This window comes from Pseudomonas sp. B34(2017), assembly GCF_002112915.1.
In the GTDB taxonomy this organism is placed as follows: domain Bacteria; phylum Pseudomonadota; class Gammaproteobacteria; order Pseudomonadales; family Pseudomonadaceae; genus Aquipseudomonas; species Aquipseudomonas pharyngis.
Window position 1 is genome coordinate 1,172,571 of sequence record NZ_NEJA01000001.1, and the last position, 16,735, is coordinate 1,189,305.

Genomic DNA, 16,735 nt, shown 5'->3' on the forward strand with positions numbered 1-16,735 from the left:
GTTTATGTCGTCCACAATAAAGCCTCATTCCATTGATGCCGGGCACATAACATTCCGAGAGGCGTGCGTATCCCGCAGATATAAATCCGCCAGTGCACAAATAATTAATTAACTGTTCATTTAAGGCTTCAACTCAAAGCACGCGAGACATTGCGTCCGCGCCACTTATTAACTGTCCGGTTCATTCAACTGTCATTATTCATTAACAACAGATAGAAGTTCACACTTGAGCCAAAGGCCAAGTCAGTTGTCGAGATGAGAAAAAGCCGATTCAAGTCTGTCCGTGACTCAGATGAAGCTCCGTTTTGAGGAATAGTTCTTTAGTACGAATGTTATAGTACAGACGATTTTGTTTTGCAATAGGTGTCAGAATGGTTATCTCGTTTTAGTCTAAAAATTGATTGAACTTTTATGGTGCACGCTTGTACCAAAACCGTTTTATATGCACAGCGTTGGTGCAAATCAGGGAGGAGTGCAGATTTGCTCCAGCGCTTACAGACATCTGGAGGTCGACCCCAGACACTTCGACAGCCCCCACGAACGCTACGGTGACGGCTCTATTTCCCTCTGGCCTGGAGCCGTCATGCCCGCACCTATCACCGTTCTGCGCGACACCCATCCCCTGCCCGTACTCGACGCCTGCAAATGGGAAAAGCTCGAGGGCGACCCGCACACCGTCAACCTCAACGCCTACACCAGCGAAGACGGCAGCAAGATCATGGGCACCTGGATCTGCACGCCGGGCAAGTGGCGGGTGGACTATGTGAAGTGGGAGTACTGCCATTTCCAGGAAGGCTACTGTGTGATTACCCCGGACGGCATGGAGCCGATCCACCTGCGCGCCGGCGACATCTTCGTGGTCGAGCCAGGCATGAAGGGCACCTGGGAAGTGGTCGAGACCGTGCGCAAATATTTCGTGTTCGCCTGATACAAAAAAGCCGGGAAACCACCCGACGTGATTTCCCGGCAACACCTACTGCATCTGAATTGCAGACCTGTGACGAGCACAGGCCTGACGACGATTACTGCGGCTTGCGATAGCTGTTGATGATCGCCGAGAAGTCCTTGCCCCCTTCCCCGCGCTGACTCATCGCCTGATACAACTGCTGCGCCACCGCGCCCAGCACCACTGGCTGATGGGCCTGACGCGCCGCTTCAGTAGCCAGCCCCAGATCCTTGAGCATCAGCTCGGCGCCGAAGCCACCCGTGTAGCCGCGTGAGGCCGGCGCCGTTTCGACGATGCCTGGCCATGGGTTGTACATTTCCGAACTCCAGCAACGGCCGGTAGAGCTGTTGATGATCCCGGCGAGCACCGTGGTGTCGATCCCCAGCGCATCACCCAGCGCCATCGCCTCGCTGACGCCAACCATCGAAATGGCGAGCAACAGGTTGTTGCAGATCTTGGCGATCTGGCCGGTGCCGACCTCACCGCAATGCACGATGTTGCGGCCCATCTGCGCCAGCACCGGTTGCAGAGTGGCGAACAGTTCCGGGGTGGCGCCGACCATGAAGGTCAGCGTCCCGGCCGTGGCGCCGCCAGTGCCGCCGGACACGGGCGCATCGGCCATGGCCACGCCTTGTTTGGCAGCCGCCGCCGCCACATCGCGCGCCGTCTGCGGATCGATGGTGCTGCAATCCACTGCCGGCACGCCTTTGCCGATCCCGGCCAGCACGCCGTCTTCACCGAGCCAGACGCTGCGTACATGCACCGCAGCCGGCAACATGGTGATCACCAGTTCAGCATCTTCAGCAGCTTCGCGAGCCGAAGCGCGGATGGTGCCGCCCAGTTGCTCAAGTTCCGCCAGCACGGTCTTGTTCAGGTCCACCAGGTTCAGCGAATGCCCGGCCTTGATCAGGTTGCGCGCCATCGGCGCGCCCATGTTGCCCAGCCCGATAAATGCGATTTTCATGGCCGTTCCTCAGCGCAGGTTGATGGTGGTGTTCACGCCGTCGTTGACGCTGTCGTCGTCGAACCAGCGCGCCGTGACCGTTTTGGTCTGGGTGTAGAACTGCACCACTTGCTTGCCGTACGGGCCGAGGTCGCCGAGTTTCGAACCGCGCGAACCGGTGAAGCTGAAGAACGGCACCGGCACCGGAATCGGGATGTTGATGCCGACCTGGCCGACGTCGATTTCAGTCTGGAATTTACGCGCCGCCGCACCGCTCTGGGTGAACAGACCCGTGCCGTTGCCGAACGGGTTGGCGTTGACCAGCGCGATGGCCTGATCAAGGGTGTCGACTTCCAGCGCCACCAGCACCGGGCCGAAGATTTCCTGGGTGTAGATCTGCATGTCAGTGGTGACCCCGGAGAACAGGGTCGGACCGACGAAGTTGCCGTTCTCGTAGCCCGGCACGCTGATGTCGCGACCGTCCAGCTCAAGTTTCGCGCCTTCCTTGATGCCGCTTTCGATCAGATCGAGAATCCGCGCCTTGGCCTTTTTCGAAATCACCGGGCCGACGTCGGTGCCCGGCTCGTTGCCGGCGTTGACCTTGAGTTTCTGCGCCAGCGCTTTCAGATCCGGCAGCCACTGTTTGGCCGCGCCCACCAGCACCACCACCGAAGTGGCCATGCAACGTTGACCCGCCGCACCGAAACCGGCACCGACCAGCGCATTGAGCGCCTGCTCGCGATTGGCGTCCGGCAGCACTACGGCGTGGTTCTTCGCGCCCATCATCGATTGCACGCGCTTGCCGTGTTTACCGGCCAGGTCATAAACGTGAGTGCCGACGGCGGTCGAACCGACGAACGAAACCGCCTTGATGTCCTTGTGGGTGCACAGTCCATCGACCACATCCTTGCCACCATGGACGACGTTAAGCACGCCAGCCGGGATGCCGGCTTCGATGGCCAGCTCCACCAGCAACATGGTCGACAGCGGATCCTGCTCCGATGGCTTGAGGACGAAGGTGTTGCCGCAGGCGATGGCCATCGGGAACATCCACAGCGGAATCATTGCCGGGAAGTTGAACGGGGTAATGCCGGCGCAGACGCCGATCGGTTGGCGCAGGGTGTAGGTGTCGACGCCGCCGGCGACGTTCTCGGCGAACTCGCCCATCTGCAGGCTGCCGATGGAGCAGGCGTGCTCGACCACTTCCAGGCCACGGAAAATATCGCCCTCGGCATCGGCAATGGTCTTGCCCTGCTCGGCGCTCAGCACCACGGCGATGCGTTTGGAATGTTCGCGGATCAACGCCTGCAGCTTGAGCATGATGCGCATGCGCGCGCCAATCGGGGTCAGCTTCCAGGTCTGGAAGGCGCGCTGGGCGGCGCTGACAGCAGCGTCGACTTCAGCGGCGGTGGCGAACGGGACTTTGGCCAGCACTTGCTGGGTCGCCGGGTTGACGATGTCGTGCCACTCGGTGGTCTGCGACTCGACCCACTCGCCGTCGATCAGCAGCTTGACCTTCTGGATCGTGGTTTCGTTGGGCGTAAGCGATGCGTTCATGCTGGTCTCCAGAACTTGTTTTTATCGTAGGAGCCAAGGCGAAAGGTTCGCCTTGAGATGAGGCGTGTGTCACGAATTGGTTGTCGGACTGTTTTTGGAGTATAGATGTGCAAACTTCTAATAAGAACGCACATATAAGCCCGTCCATCATGCAAAAAAACATCACCTCTCTAGGCTCGCTGAATTGGGACGATCTGAAGTTTTTCCTCGAAGTCGCCCGTACCCGCAAGGCCAGCACGGCGGCCAAACGCCTGGCGGTGGACTACACCACCGTTTCGCGGCGGATCAGTTCGCTGGAAGCGGCGCTCGGTACCTTGCTGTTCGAAAAGTCGCGCACCAGCGGTTTTGTGCTGACTGCCGAAGGCCAACGCCTGCTGAGTTATGCCGAGTCGATCGAAAGCACGCTGCACATGGCCTGCGAGCAGGTGTCAGGCTCCGGCGTCGCACTGTCCGGGCATGTGCGGATGGGCTGCACCGAAGGTTTCGGCAGCTTCTTCATCACCCCGCAACTGAGCCACTTCGTCGACGCCTACCCGGCGATCTCGGTGGACATCCTGCCGCTGCCACACTTCATCAGCCTGTCCAAACGCGAGGCCGACATCGTCATCGCCCTCGAGCGCCCGGAACACGGGCCGTACGTGTGCTGCAAACTCTGCGACTACCGCTTGCAGCTCTACGCGACCCAGGAATACCTGGACAAACATCCGCCGATCCGCCGCCCCGCCGACCTGGGCAAGCATCAATTCATCAGTTACGTGGATGACCTGGCGTTCAGCTCGGAGCTGCTGTATCTGGCGAACGTGTTGCCCGGTGCCAGCGCCAATTTACGCAGCACCAGCGTGATTGCGCAGTTCGTGGCGGCGCAGCAGGGGCGCTCATTGGCGATTCTGCCGTGCTTTCTCGCGGCTCAGGATCCGCGCCTGTTGCCGGTGCTGCCGGAGGAAATCGATATCACCCGGCAGTTCTGGATGTACTGCCGGGAAGACCTGCGTAAGCTCAAGCGGATCACCCTGTTGTGGGATTACATCCGCGAGGTGACCGAGTGCAATCAGGCGCTGTTGATGGGTGAAACTCGAGAGATGCAGTTCACCGACTAATCGGCGCTGACCACGATCGACACCCGGCGGTTTTCGGTGCGGCCGGCGGCGGTATCGTTGGAGGCGACCGGTTCGCGGCTGCCGAGGCCTTGCAACTGGATGTTCTCTTCTTTCATGCCGACCGAGGTCAGCACTTTGCCGACGCTTTTCGCGCGACGCAGTGACAGCTGCTGGTTATAGGTTTCCTTGCCCGAAGCGTCGGTGTGGCCATCCACTCGTACCCGTTCGATACCGACACCCAGCAAGGCTTTACCGATACGCTCGACGATTTCGGTACTTTGCTGGTTCAGGCTTTCGACATCGCTGCCAAACAACACTTTGCCCGACAGGCCGAACTCCCAACCGTCATCGGTCAGCTCGAAGCCTTGCTGCTTGAGAACCGCGACCTGGGCCGGCGTCAGGCCTTTTTGCGGGGCGGTCTGGCAACCGGTCAGGGCCAGCATGGCCGTCAGCAACAGGGTGGAAAACAGTCGAAAGGAAAGTGAGAACACGGGCATCAGCTCCTGGTTTGAACGGAATCGACCGGGTACTCCGTCCCGGCCGTGAATTGGGCGCCGCGCGACAAACGCTTGGCTTGATACATCGCGGCATCGGCCGCGTCGAGCAAGGTGCCGGGCGTGACGCCATGATCGGGGTAAACCGCGATGCCGATACTGAGCGACGTCACGACACTGCTGTCGCCCGGCAGCGCAATCGGGGTGTCCATGCTGGCGAGGATCTTGTCGGCAATGCGTTCGGCGTCTTCGGTCTTGTGCAGGGGCGTCAGCAGAACGGCGAACTCGTCACCACCCAGACGCGCCACCAGATCCTCTTCACGCAACTGCGCCCGCACCCGATTCGCCACCGCCACCAGCACCGCGTCGCCGGCGGCATGACCGAAGTTGTCGTTGATGTCCTTGAATCGGTCGCTGTCGAGAAACAGCACCGCCACTTGCTCATTCAACTTGTGGGCACTGCGCAGAGCACGGATCAGGCGGCCTTCGAAAAAGGCCCGGTTCGGCAACCCGGTGAGGCTGTCGTGGCTGGCCTGATGGGCGAGGGTTTCGTTCTCGCTCTGCAAGTGGGTTTGCCAGGATTCGAGTTCATCGAGCAGGGCATTGAAGTCAGTGCCGAGGTTGTCCAGTTCGGCAATTTTTGCCCGTGGCACCCGTCGATCCAGTGCCCGCTCGCTGCGGGCCGCATGCGCCACCGCCGCCAGGCTGTGCAACGGGCCGATGATCCTGCGCAACTGACGCTGCGCCAGGTACAGCGCGACCCAGGCGCTGATCGCCGTGCAGAGAATGATCCCCGCCAGACCGCTCAACAGAAAACGCATCAGGCTGCCACCGTGGCCGATCAGCAAGATCCGCCCGATCTCGCGATCCTGATGCTGGATCGGCAGGTTGATGGGTTTTTCCAGAATGACTCGCGCGACCTGCATCTCCAGCTCGGAAATCAGGCCGTTCTCCGGACGCTGCCAGCGTGCGAGCAATTGGCCCTGAGCGTCCAGCACCTGGGCATCGGCCACTTCTTCGGTCGAGGCGATCAACGCCAGCGCTTCGGTCGCGGCGGCCTTGTCGTTGAACACCACGGCGGCTTCCACGGTGTAACTGATCGAGCGGGCGATCAAGTGCAGGTTGTGATCGGCATAGACCCGCAGCGCCAGCACCCCGAGCAGCGTCAGCGACACGCTGGCCATTGCCACGGCGACCAGCGCCACAATCAGGTTGCCACGGCCGATGACCGAGCCGAGGGTCGGGCGCCCTGTGGATTTGTCGCGTCTCATGGCACCGCCGGTTTGCGGCGCGACAACTGCAGCACGCTGGGGTGAATGCGCACACCGCTGCGGGCGACGGAGTCGAGATTGACCTCGAACGACACTTGTTCATCACCAACTCGCAGGCAGAACAGACTGCCGACCGTGCATTGATCGCCGCCTTCGCTGATGCTCAGCACCGGATGGCCGATCAGGGACGCGAACAGCCGGCTGCGTTCGTCTGTGGTGAGCTTGCCGATATAGACCGCGTCGCACTCGCTGACGATGGCTGGATTGTCGGCCAACAGTCGGCGAACGATAACCGGACGGCCCGTGGCCTGGGTCGTGCCCTTGACCAGGTCATCGGTGTATTCGGTCGGGCCAACGATACACAGGCGCAACTGCGCAGGCTCTACCGGCCAGCGCGCGTAACTGAGGATACCGAGAACAACTTGGGTGACGGATTTGGCCCGCTGTTCGGCCATGCCCACCGGGGTTTGAGTCTGGGCAGCGGCCACACCCGTGAGCAAACAGAGCACACCGGCAAGCAACGTCCGCTTGCAGCCAACTACGCGCTCTGTCGCCCAGACAGCCACCTTCATGCAGGGATTCTCTTGGATCGTTACGAAATGATGCCGCAACGATAGCACAGCGTTGGAACGCCAGCGATACAGCGACCTCTGACCGGTCGGTCAATAAGCGCCGGTCATCCAGGCACCTTCATCCTCGAGGCGCCGTTCCTTCTTCCAGTTCCAGCATCAGTCCGCTCAAGCGCTTCACCTTGCGTTGTACTGCCTCTTCAAATACGCCACTGCGGGGTTCGATCAAAGTGAACCAGTCCTTGGCCCGGGTAATTCCGGTGTAGATCAGTTCCTTGGTCAACACGGGGTTCAGGGCGTCCGGCAGGATCAGCGCGGTATGGGCAAACTCCGAACCCTGTGACTTGTGCACGGTCATGGCGTACACGGTCTCGACATCATTGAGCCGGCTCGGCAACACGAAACGCACCCCGCCGCGCCCGTCGTTACGCGGGAACGCCACTCGCAACACGGACTTGCCGGCATCCGGCCCATCGTGCTCGGGCAGTTTCAGGGCGATACCGATGTCACCGTTCATCAACCCGAGGCCATAGTCGTTTCGAGTCATCAACACCGGCCGGCCTTCGTACCATTGCTGGTCGCTCTCGATCAGCCGCGCCTTGAGCAATGCATCGGTGATGCGCTGATTAAGCCCCTCAACACCCCACGGCCCTTTGCGCACTGCGCACAACAATTGGAAGGTATCGAAGGCCCGCAGGACGTCACGCGCCCAATCGACCCAGCCCGGATTCTCGAGCGGCGTTCCGCTCACCGGACGTCGATCGCGCAAAATGCTCAGATAGTGTCGATAACCGTGGGGGCCTTCGCCATGTCCGTCGAGCACCAGGTGCTCAAGTTTCCGGTCGTGCTCGTTCTGAAGTGGCAACGAAAACACATCGCCATGGGTTTTGGCATCCAGCAACTGGCGAGCCTCGTCCGAGAGTTGCTGATTCACCCGTCGCGCCAGTTGACCGATGCCGCTGCCCTCGCCGAAACGCCGTGAGTGACGCAACATCACCACTTGCTGGGCCAGCGGGTGCGAGCTGTCACTGCCTTCTTGCAAACCGCCGTCTTGCAGGGATTCGCCGCTCACCGCTTCCAGCCACTGGCGAGTCTGCGGACTGTACCAACCCGCTTCGGCATCACGGCACAAATCGCCCAGCACCGCGCCAGCCTCCACCGAGGCCAGTTGATCCTTATCGCCCAGCAACACCAGTCGAGCATGAGGCGGCAAGGCATCGAGCAGATTGGCCATCATTTCCAGGTCGATCATGGATGCTTCATCGACCACCAGTACATCCAGTGGCAGGCGGTTACCGGCATGGTGGCGAAAATGCCGCGTGCCAGGTCGGCTGCCGAGCAGGCGATGCACCGTGGTCACCTCGGTCGGAATTTTTTCCCGGACGCCTTCAGCGACCTTCAGCGACTGCACCTGCTGACTGATGGACTCGGTCAGCCGCGCCGCCGCTTTACCGGTAGGCGCCGCGAGTCGAATGCGCAGTGGTTGATGCGCCTCGACCGCAGGTGCCTGGAGCAACGCCAGCAGACGTACCACCGTTGTCGTTTTGCCAGTGCCCGGGCCGCCCGTGATGATGCTGAAGGCACTTCGGGTGGCCAGGGCGCAGGCCAGTTTCTGCCAGTCGATGACATCCGCGCGCTGCGCTGGATCGAACAGCTCGTCCAGCCGCCGTGCAAGATCGGACGGTGTCGCTTCCTGCTCCGCGAGCCGCTGGCGCAATGCGCTGTCGATACGCCGCTCGTAGGCCCAATAGCGTCGCAAGTACAAACGCTTGCCGGACAACACCAGCGGGCGCTCCTGCGCCGACGCACCTTCGTCGGCGGCCAGTGCCACCAGCGAACTGCCGGCCAGCACCTTGCACCAGTTCGCTCCGTCGAGGGTTTCGAGCAGTTGCGATGGCAGCAGCAACACGCCGGGTTGCGCATCCCCCTCCGGCGGCAGGGAAAGTGCAAAATCCGGCGCCTTGAGGGTTTCAAACAGATCCAGGCACACATGTCCATGGCCGAGCTGGTGACTGGTCAATGCGGCGGCGAGCAACACCAGCGGATCGACATCGGGTGCCAATTCATGAAGAAAAGCCACGAATGCCTTGTCCAGTGCCCGCAGCCATCCGCGCTCGACCCAGCGGGTGAGCAATAGCAGCAGATCATCGGCACAGGTGAGAGGTGTCAGCTGCGCGAGGCTGTCGGCGGTCAGCGGCGTGGGCAGCAGGTCGGCGAACGTCCGATTCATAGCAATTCTCCCTGCACCCACGCGGGCTCGGCCCTGGGTTGCGGTTTACCCTGGAACATGATGTCCAGACGCTCGATCAGCTCCCGTGGTGGGCGTGCGAAGTAAACGCCACCACCAGGCGCCCGAGTTCCACGCAGAAACACATACAACGCGCCGCCGATATGCCGGTCGTAGTCGTAATCGGCGAGCCGCGCCTTGAGCTGACGATGCAGTGCTAACAGGTACAGCACGTATTGCAGGTCGTAACGGTTGTCGAGAATTGACTGCTCCATGGCCCGTTCGGTGTACGCGGCGTCATCGACGCCCAGCCAGTTGGATTTGTAATCGGCCACGTAGTACCGGCCCTCGTGCTCGAACGTCAGGTCGATAAAGCCTTTGAACATACCATTGAGTTGCACCGCTTCGGCGCCGACCCGGGCCACACCGTTGTGAGTGAATTGACGCACCTGTTCGTCGAGCTTGAGCACGTCGACCTTGTGGCTGGCGAACCAGAACTCCATCTCGACCCGATATTGCTTCAATTGCTCAAGCACCACTGGCGGTTGGTCGAGGCCCGCAGGCAGTGGCAGTTTGAGCAAGTGTTGCAACCAGTCGCCGAGGGTGGTGATCCAGCCCTCCCAGCCCCGTCGATTGCAACGCCGGGCGATCGCATCGTCGAGCGACTCGCGGGTGACCGCGAAGCCCTCCTCACCCGCCCACTCGAGCAAACCGTGAAGAAACGTTCCCGGATTCGGTCCACGAGGGAAACGGTGAATATCAGCTCCGCCGGCGATGATCTCGCGCGGTGCTTCAGGATCGAGGCGTTCGTCGTCGAACAGCTTTTGCGCTTGCGGACTGTCGGGGGCTTCGTCGTTGCCAGCGCTCAGCACGTCACTGATGCGCAAGGCACTGTACGAAGCGATCCACCAGTTCTCGCTGGCCCTGCGGCTCGGTAAAAGGGTGGCACGCAGCGTAGCTTCGTTACGCGGAGGCTGGTAAACCTCGCTGGTGGCTTGTGGCATTTCAACAACGCTCAGCGCCGAACAATCCTGTTGCAGATCGTCCAGCCAGCGGGCCAATCCGCTGGATTCATTCAACGTTACGCCGCCGCCCAACAGATAGCCCAGCGCAGAAAGATGCAGCACCGAGCTACTGTGGTTGCCGCGCTTGAGATCCGTCACCCCAAGCCAGCAAGCGTGTTGTGCGCGGGTCAGCGCGACGTAGAGCAAACGCAGATCCTCTGCCAGGCGTTCGGTGTCCGCCACAGCGATCAGTTCCGCGTCGGGCTTCAGGCTGATGCGAGCCTTGCCGGATTCATCGTGGTAGTGCAGCGGCAATCGACTGCCATCTACCGGTTTAGCCGAGCAGATGAAAGGCAGGAACACCAACGGGTACTCGAGCCCCTTGGATTTGTGAATGGTCACGACCTTGACCAGTTGTTCGTCGCTTTCAAGACGCAGGATCTGCTCTTCACCTGCCTGCCCAGACAGCGACAGATGCTCGGCCAGATGGCGGATCAGTGCCTGCTCACCATCGAGTTCCGACGCGGCCTGTTGCAACAACTCCGACAGGTGCAACAGGTTGGTCAGCACCCGCTCACCATCACTGCGGGCAATGAGCATCTGCGGCAGTTGAAAGTCGTGCAGCAGGCGCCGCAGCATCGGCAGCACCCCTTGCTTGCGCCACAGCTCACGATAACCGCGGAACTGCATGACCCGGGTTTCCCAGACCAGTTCGTCCTGATTCAGACGCTCCAGCTCAGCCAGTGGCAGATTCAGCGTGATGCACGCCAACGCCGCTTTCAGGGAACGCTCGACATCCGGCTCCGCGCACGCCTTGAGCCACGAAAGCAGATCATGGGCTTCCTGTGCGGCAAAGACCGAGTCCTTGTCCGACAGATAAACGCTGCGGACTCCGCGCGCTGCGAGCTCACCGCGTACCGCCTGCGCCTCTTTACCGTCGCGCACCAGGATCGCAATGTCCGCTGGCCGCAGTCCACGCCAATCCTTGCCCTCCTGCGCAAACCCGACGCGACCGGTCTGCCCGCCATTGAGCAGGGCTGTGATCTCACTGGCGCAGGCTGCCGCCAACTGCTGGCGATAAACTGCCCCGGACAGTGGCTTGTCGGTAGATAGATGCCAGATGTTCAGCGCCGGTACGTCCAGCCCGGCTACCTGCAAATGTTCTTTGCGTCCCTGCGCCTCCACAGGCTGGAACGGCACCGGGTTATCGCCGTTTTTCTCTCGAAACAGAAACGCTCCGCGCCCTTGCTCACGGGACTCGGCACGTTCGAAAACATGGTTGACCGCACTGACCATCCCGTGACTGGAACGGAAGTTAGTGCCCAGGGTATGCAGTCGCCCGGTTGTGGCCTGCCGGGCTCGCAGATAGGTGTAGATATCCGCGCCCCGGAAGGCATAGATTGCCTGCTTGGGGTCGCCAATCAGGAACAGCCCGGTCTCGGGGTTATTCTCTTCAATGCGATAGATGCTTTCGAAAATCCGGTACTGCACCGGATCCGTGTCCTGGAATTCATCGATCAAAGCTACGGGGAACTGCTCGCGAATGAGCGTGGCGAGACGCTCCCCGCCGTCGGACTGCAAGGCCGCATCCAGACGCAGCAGCATGTCGTCGAAACCCATTTCGGCTCGACGGCGCTTCTCATCTTCAAAGCGAGCACCAACCCATTTGGCAGCATGCTGCAGCACGGCCGCATCGGGCGTCGGCAAATTGTCGAGACTAGACTTGAGCACAGGCATGGCATCCAGGCCCGGGTGACTCGGCGGCTCGCCTTTCCAGGCTTCAGCCATGCCCTCCGGTGTGAGCCGGGCGAACCCGGTGCCGATATCCAATTGTTCGAGCGTCTCGTCCTCAGCCCAGGCCTTGAGCTTTTCAAACCAGGGTTCGAAATAGCGGGCCTGCATCTTGCGCCCATCCACCGTTTTGTTGGCGATACCCTGATGGCAGATAGCGAGCAACTCATCGGACCACTGCCGCCATGGTCCCTTCAACTCCACCAATGCCGCACGGCGTTCCTGCAGGCATTCTTCGATCAGTTCGGATGGCGTCTGGTCTGAGTTCCCTTCGCGCTCGGTGCCAAACAGCCCACGCACACGCGGCAACAAGGCCGCCGGACCTCCCCAGTGACTGCGAACCCAGCTCAATGCATCGCCCTGCATCGGATAGCAGAACAGCCGCCAATAATCGCGCAGCACTTCGCCGAGCAAGTCGCTGTGATCAGTTTCCAGGGTCTGGGTGAACAGACTGCCGCTGTCGAACGCATGCTCGCGCAGCATTCGCTGACACCAACTGTGGATAGTCGAAACCGCGGCTTCGTCCATCCATTGCGCAGCGATGTCCAGGCGGTTGGCGCAACCGGGCCATTGTTGCGGATCGAACTCTTCACGCAGTTCATCGATCAGCGCATCAGGGGCAGGCGTCTCGTCACGAAAGAAACGGGCGGCCTCGGCCAGACGTGTGCGTATGCGCTCGCGCAGCTCTTTGGTCGCCGCGTCGGTAAAGGTCACCACTAGAATCTGCGGGGGCAACAGCTCACGACCGAAACCGTTTACCTCGCCTCCGTGACCGAGGATCAACCGCAGATACAACGCTGAAATGGTAAATGTCTTGCCAGTGCCCGCGCTGGCTTCGATCAGTTGGCTGCCCTTTAACGGGAATGCCAGGGCGAGTGGTGGCTGGTTACTCATGCGCCTGCCTCCTCGTGGGCCCATGAGCGCCAAGGTGCCTCGAGCAACGGGCGATAAATCGCATCACACCAACCGGAGAAGGTTTCATCCGCCTGCAGTGCATCGTAGTCGGGGAACTGTCGGGCAAGAGCCGGGCTTTCGCGACGCTCGCCTTCGTTGTTCTGACCATCACCCTCATAGGTCTTACGGGCAGCCGCTTCAGCCTTGACCGGATCGGTCTGGGCCAGCCATGCAAAAGCCGTTTTTACCGCGACAGGAAGTGGCTGGCGCATTCCCGTCTGCCAGGCGAGCAGCAGATCCTCGAGAATTCGCCCCGCTCGAGTCTGTTCCAGAGGTTCAAGAAGGAGCGTGTCATCACTGGCCACCAGTGCGGTCGTGAGGGAGAGTCCACTGGCACAGGCGACAAGGTGGCTGACCCAGGGCTTGGTCAGGCGATGCCATTTGCGGCTCTTGATCGAGCCTATGCTGTTGGGGATTGTCGTGACCGACAGTACGCCGCCATCGGCGCGCCTGTGCAAACCGCCCAGCCATCCTTCAAGGCGCAGTTCCTGCCATTCAAAATTGATCGGTAGCGCGTTGGTTAGCGGTGTTGGCCATAACGCCAACAGCTGTTGATATCGTTGCAACAAGTCTGGCAAAGGCTCGATCAGCTCTCGTTGAAGGCATTCACCGAACCCGGCCATGGGCAGCAGTCCGCTGTTCTGCAGGCGTCGGGCTTGAGACTCGAGCGCCTGATCAACATTGTCCGGGTGTCTCAAGGCTGCCCCGAGCAAGCTGTCGCTGAGCATGTATCGCTGCAACGCATCCAGTACAAAGGGTTCCTCGTCAGCCTGAGGTACCTGCGCCGCTTCGAAGTAAACCTTGAGTCGCTGAGTGAAAAAGTGTCGGACCGGACTGCGCAGGAAGTCCTGCAGCAGTTCCAGACTCAACGGTTCTTCCTGGACATGGGGGGCAAGCATTGTGGCGACGTCGTTCTGTTCGTGAGGTTGATGCAGCACCTGCCATTCGCTGGCGTAGCTGAAAAGCTTGTCTTCCTCATGGAAGTAGCGCGAACTGAATGGCTGCAACGGATGCTCCTGAGTCATGGCAATCAGGAGGTCCTCGTTGTCGTCGGCCGATCGCCACCCATTGGCGAGATGATCGCGTAACTGGCCGATCAACACAGAGGCTGGCCGCTCACTGTTATCGCGAATGCTGCGACCGACCCAACTGATGTAGAGCTGATGACGAGCGGACAAGAGTGCCTCTAGCAGAAGATAACGATCATCCTCACGACGGGAACGATCTCCCGGCCGGTAGTCGCTGCCCATGAGATCGAAGTCCAACGGTGGTTGAGCGCGTGGATAATCGCCATCGTTCATGCCCAACAGACAAACCAGTCTGAACGGAATCGCGCGCATCGGCATCAGCGTGCAAAAGTTAACGGCTCCGGCCAGAAAGCGCTGCGACAGACGCCCCTGATCCAGCCCTGCCAGCCAGGCCTCACGGACGACGGTCAGTGGCAGCTCGTCCAGCAGATCGACGGCTTCGCAGGTTTCCAGCCAGGTTTCGCGCAACTCCTCGAGTTGAGCCAGCAGGTAGTCGTCATGCTCGTCTTCGGGTTTGAAAAAAAGCTGCATCAACGCCTGAAGCCGATACCCCCATTCCTGTGGCTGCGCGGGCTTCATCAGTTGCTGATGCGAGAGTTCCAGTGCATCCAGCAATGCTACCAACGGGCCGATCAGCGCGGCATCGAGACCACCGATTTCGTCGTACGGCTCGATATCCCCACAGGCGCCGGAACTGCCGACGGCATAACCGAGCAGCATCCGGCGCAAGCCAAAGCGCCAACTGTTTTGCTCCAGCTCGTCGGGCAATCCCAGCTCGACACGTTGCCCGGCATCGATGCCCCAACGCACCCCGGCCCCCTCGATCCAGCGATGCAGGGTCGGCAAGTCTCGCTCCTGCACACCAAACCTGGCGCGTAACGCAGGAACGTCGAGCAGGTCGAGAATTTCACTGACGGGGAAACGACTGTCCGGCAGCTTGAGCAGATGCTCGACAGCGATCAGTAATGGATCCCGTCCGCGCTGCCCCTGATCGGCCATGGTGAAAGGAATGAAGCGTGGATCCTGACGATCCAGTTGGCCAAATACGGCGCGGATATGCGGCGCATAACTATCGATGTCAGGCACCATCACGATCACATCGCGAGGGCGTAATTGAGGGTTGGCACTGAAACGGGCCAGGAGTTGGTCGTGGAGAATCTCCACTTCGCGCTGGGCGCTATGAGCTATGTGAAAGCGGATCGAATCGTCTTGAGTCAGATCGACTGCCGGCCAGCGCGCTCGAGTCTCGCTGAGTGGCCGCAGTTCCAGAATATCGTCCTGTAACTGATTGAGCATGTTCTCCGGCTGGGTTTCGCTGAACAGATCGATACGCCCGTTACGAAATGCTGCGCGATAGCTGTCCGGCTCGTCGTAGCTGTCGAGAAGGTTGATGTAATCACGACCTTGCTTACCCCATGCAGCGAGGAGCGGGTGAGCATGTTGGTGGAGTGATTCCGAGTCCAGCACCACAGGCATGCCGTTTTTGCGGGCTTGTCGCTTGTACTGATGACGTAGTAGATCCTTGTCGGCAACGATATCGGCCCAGTGATAACGACAGGGGTTATGGACGCACAACAAAACCTGGCTGAAACGGGAAAGCCCGGCCAACGCTTCCAGTACTTGTGCGGGCAACGAGGAAATTCCAAAAACGATTACTCGCCGGGGAAGTCCGCTCGGTGCGCTTTCAAGACTGTTGATGCGTTCCATGAATCGCTGGTGCACGCCTGCCCGACTTTGGGCCATGCCTTGCTCGCCCACGTCGTCCAGCAGGGCGCGCCACAACTCTGCCTGCCAGCAACTGGTCGGAGGAAGCGGCTTCGCTTCACCCCTCACATTGCGTAGCTGATGATGCCCCTCTGCCCAATCCTCAAGCCAATCAGCGCGGTAAACCTGATATTGGTCAAAGAGGTCAGCCAAGCGTTCGGACAACTGGTAACGCTTGCGCAGATCGGTGTCATGGGTGAGGAAGCGTTGCAGCGGTTCGAAATGCGGAAGGTTGATAACCTGTGGCAACAGGCGCATCAGACGCCATGTCAACGGTGCCTTGTCGAGCAGCGACTTTGCCGGAATTTCCTCTCGGCCCAACACCATCCGGTAAAGCTGCCACATGAAACTGCCCGGCAGTTGCACATCAATTGCGGCGGCGATACCACAGCCGCCCAAGTCGTCTGCTTCAGGATCCTCAGCCAGTGCCAGCTTGAGCCATTGAGCGATGCCGTTGCTCTGTACGAGTGCAATTTCGTTCTCCAAGGGAGCCAGTGGATAACGCCGCATGATGCTGATCACAAGGCTGCGCAGTTCATCCAGGCTATTGCTCTGAACGACCATGAATGCAGCGTTGAGGGACTGGGTGTCCGGCATGAAGGCTTCCTTGGAAAAGTACAAAAGCTAGGGCTGAACCTTAGCATTGTCGGCCGGCGAGGACAGCCGCAAGGCGTCCGACAATGCTGTACGAACTTTCCTGCAGGCAAAACAAAACCCCAACTGCTTTCGCAATTGGGGTTTCGGAATTTAATCTTGACGATGACCTACTCTCACATGGGGAAACCCCACACTACCATCGGCGATGCATCGTTTCACTTCTGAGTTCGGGATGGGATCAGGTGGTTCCAACGCTCTATGGTCGTCAAGAAATTCGGGTACTGACTCGTGACCGGATGGTCTCGCTTCAGCAAATTGGGTATGTGACAGCTGTCGGTGTTTTGTGAGCGTCGAACTTTCGGTTCATTGCGTCTTCACACACCGCAATCTGATGCTCTTTCGAGTCTACAGATTGCTTGGGTGTTATATGGTCAAGCCTCACGGGCAATTAGTATTGGTTAGCTCAACGCCTCACAGCGCTTACACACCCAAC

Annotated in this window: 10 protein-coding genes and 1 rRNA gene; 2 read left to right on the forward strand and 9 right to left on the reverse strand. The window is 60.1% G+C overall.

Annotated features, from left to right (window positions below; genetic code table 11):
- Positions 1-583: 583 nt before the first annotated feature.
- Complete coding sequence (locus tag CAF80_RS05525; protein ID WP_007953863.1) at positions 584-928, forward strand: cupin domain-containing protein; 345 nt, start codon at positions 584-586, stop codon at positions 926-928.
- Positions 929-1,022: 94 nt separating this feature from the next.
- On the opposite strand, the gene mmsB is transcribed toward CAF80_RS05525, so the two are convergent.
- Positions 1,023-1,910: a 3-hydroxyisobutyrate dehydrogenase gene (gene mmsB, locus CAF80_RS05530; RefSeq protein ID WP_039772935.1), complete on the reverse strand. Its 888-nt coding sequence runs from the start codon at positions 1,908-1,910 to the stop codon at positions 1,023-1,025.
- A 9-nt stretch (positions 1,911-1,919) separates the two neighbouring features.
- Positions 1,920-3,446, reverse strand: coding sequence for a CoA-acylating methylmalonate-semialdehyde dehydrogenase (locus CAF80_RS05535; protein WP_039772936.1), 1,527 nt, complete (start codon positions 3,444-3,446; stop codon positions 1,920-1,922).
- A gap of 149 nt (positions 3,447-3,595) precedes the next feature.
- Here CAF80_RS05535 and CAF80_RS05540 point away from each other — a divergent pair, with 149 nt between their 5' ends.
- Entirely contained in the window at positions 3,596-4,543 is a 948-nt protein-coding gene (locus tag CAF80_RS05540) for a LysR family transcriptional regulator (RefSeq protein ID WP_085666952.1), read from the forward strand.
- On the opposite strand, the gene CAF80_RS05545 is transcribed toward CAF80_RS05540, so the two are convergent.
- The 7 genes from CAF80_RS05545 to rrf form a co-directional block, all read right to left on the reverse strand.
- The gene (locus CAF80_RS05545; protein ID WP_170844893.1) at positions 4,540-5,040 is read right to left on the reverse strand and encodes an OmpA family protein; all 501 of its coding nucleotides are present in this window, start codon (positions 5,038-5,040) and stop codon (positions 4,540-4,542) included. The two genes, CAF80_RS05540 and CAF80_RS05545, sit on opposite strands and share 4 nt — an antisense overlap.
- The gene (locus CAF80_RS05550) at positions 5,040-6,308 is read right to left on the reverse strand and encodes a diguanylate cyclase domain-containing protein (RefSeq protein WP_085666953.1); all 1,269 of its coding nucleotides are present in this window, start codon (positions 6,306-6,308) and stop codon (positions 5,040-5,042) included. The genes CAF80_RS05545 and CAF80_RS05550 overlap by 1 nt, the downstream gene beginning before the upstream one ends.
- Positions 6,305-6,880, reverse strand: a complete 576-nt coding sequence (locus CAF80_RS05555; protein WP_039772939.1) for a YfiR family protein — start codon at positions 6,878-6,880, stop codon at positions 6,305-6,307. Before CAF80_RS05555 ends, CAF80_RS05550 begins: the two co-directional genes overlap by 4 nt.
- Positions 6,881-6,998: 118 nt before the next feature.
- A complete protein-coding gene (recD, locus tag CAF80_RS05560; RefSeq protein ID WP_085666954.1) occupies positions 6,999-9,107 on the reverse strand; it encodes an exodeoxyribonuclease V subunit alpha in 2,109 nt (702 codons plus the stop codon).
- Entirely contained in the window at positions 9,104-12,793 is a 3,690-nt protein-coding gene (gene recB, locus CAF80_RS05565) for an exodeoxyribonuclease V subunit beta (RefSeq protein WP_085666955.1), read from the reverse strand. Before recB ends, recD begins: the two co-directional genes overlap by 4 nt.
- A complete protein-coding gene (recC, locus tag CAF80_RS05570; protein ID WP_085666956.1) occupies positions 12,790-16,242 on the reverse strand; it encodes an exodeoxyribonuclease V subunit gamma in 3,453 nt (1,150 codons plus the stop codon). Before recC ends, recB begins: the two co-directional genes overlap by 4 nt.
- A 154-nt stretch (positions 16,243-16,396) precedes the next feature.
- Positions 16,397-16,512 (reverse strand): 5S ribosomal RNA (gene rrf / locus CAF80_RS05575).
- Positions 16,513-16,735 lie beyond the last annotated feature (223 nt).

Excerpts from the sequence above, each read along its gene's own strand:
- CAF80_RS05525 (WP_007953863.1), top strand. The coding sequence starts at position 584 with ATGCCCGCACCTATCACCGTTCTGCGCGACACCCATCCCCTGCCCGTA.
- mmsB (WP_039772935.1), bottom strand. The coding sequence starts at position 1,910 with ATGAAAATCGCATTTATCGGGCTGGGCAACATGGGCGCGCCGATGGCG.
- CAF80_RS05535 (WP_039772936.1), bottom strand. The coding sequence starts at position 3,446 with ATGAACGCATCGCTTACGCCCAACGAAACCACGATCCAGAAGGTCAAG.
- CAF80_RS05540 (WP_085666952.1), top strand. The coding sequence starts at position 3,596 with ATGCAAAAAAACATCACCTCTCTAGGCTCGCTGAATTGGGACGATCTG.
- CAF80_RS05545 (WP_170844893.1), bottom strand. The coding sequence starts at position 5,040 with ATGCCCGTGTTCTCACTTTCCTTTCGACTGTTTTCCACCCTGTTGCTG.
- CAF80_RS05550 (WP_085666953.1), bottom strand. The coding sequence starts at position 6,308 with ATGAGACGCGACAAATCCACAGGGCGCCCGACCCTCGGCTCGGTCATC.
- CAF80_RS05555 (WP_039772939.1), bottom strand. The coding sequence starts at position 6,880 with ATGAAGGTGGCTGTCTGGGCGACAGAGCGCGTAGTTGGCTGCAAGCGG.
- recD (WP_085666954.1), bottom strand. The coding sequence starts at position 9,107 with ATGAATCGGACGTTCGCCGACCTGCTGCCCACGCCGCTGACCGCCGAC.
- recB (WP_085666955.1), bottom strand. The coding sequence starts at position 12,793 with ATGAGTAACCAGCCACCACTCGCCCTGGCATTCCCGTTAAAGGGCAGC.
- recC (WP_085666956.1), bottom strand. The coding sequence starts at position 16,242 with ATGCCGGACACCCAGTCCCTCAACGCTGCATTCATGGTCGTTCAGAGC.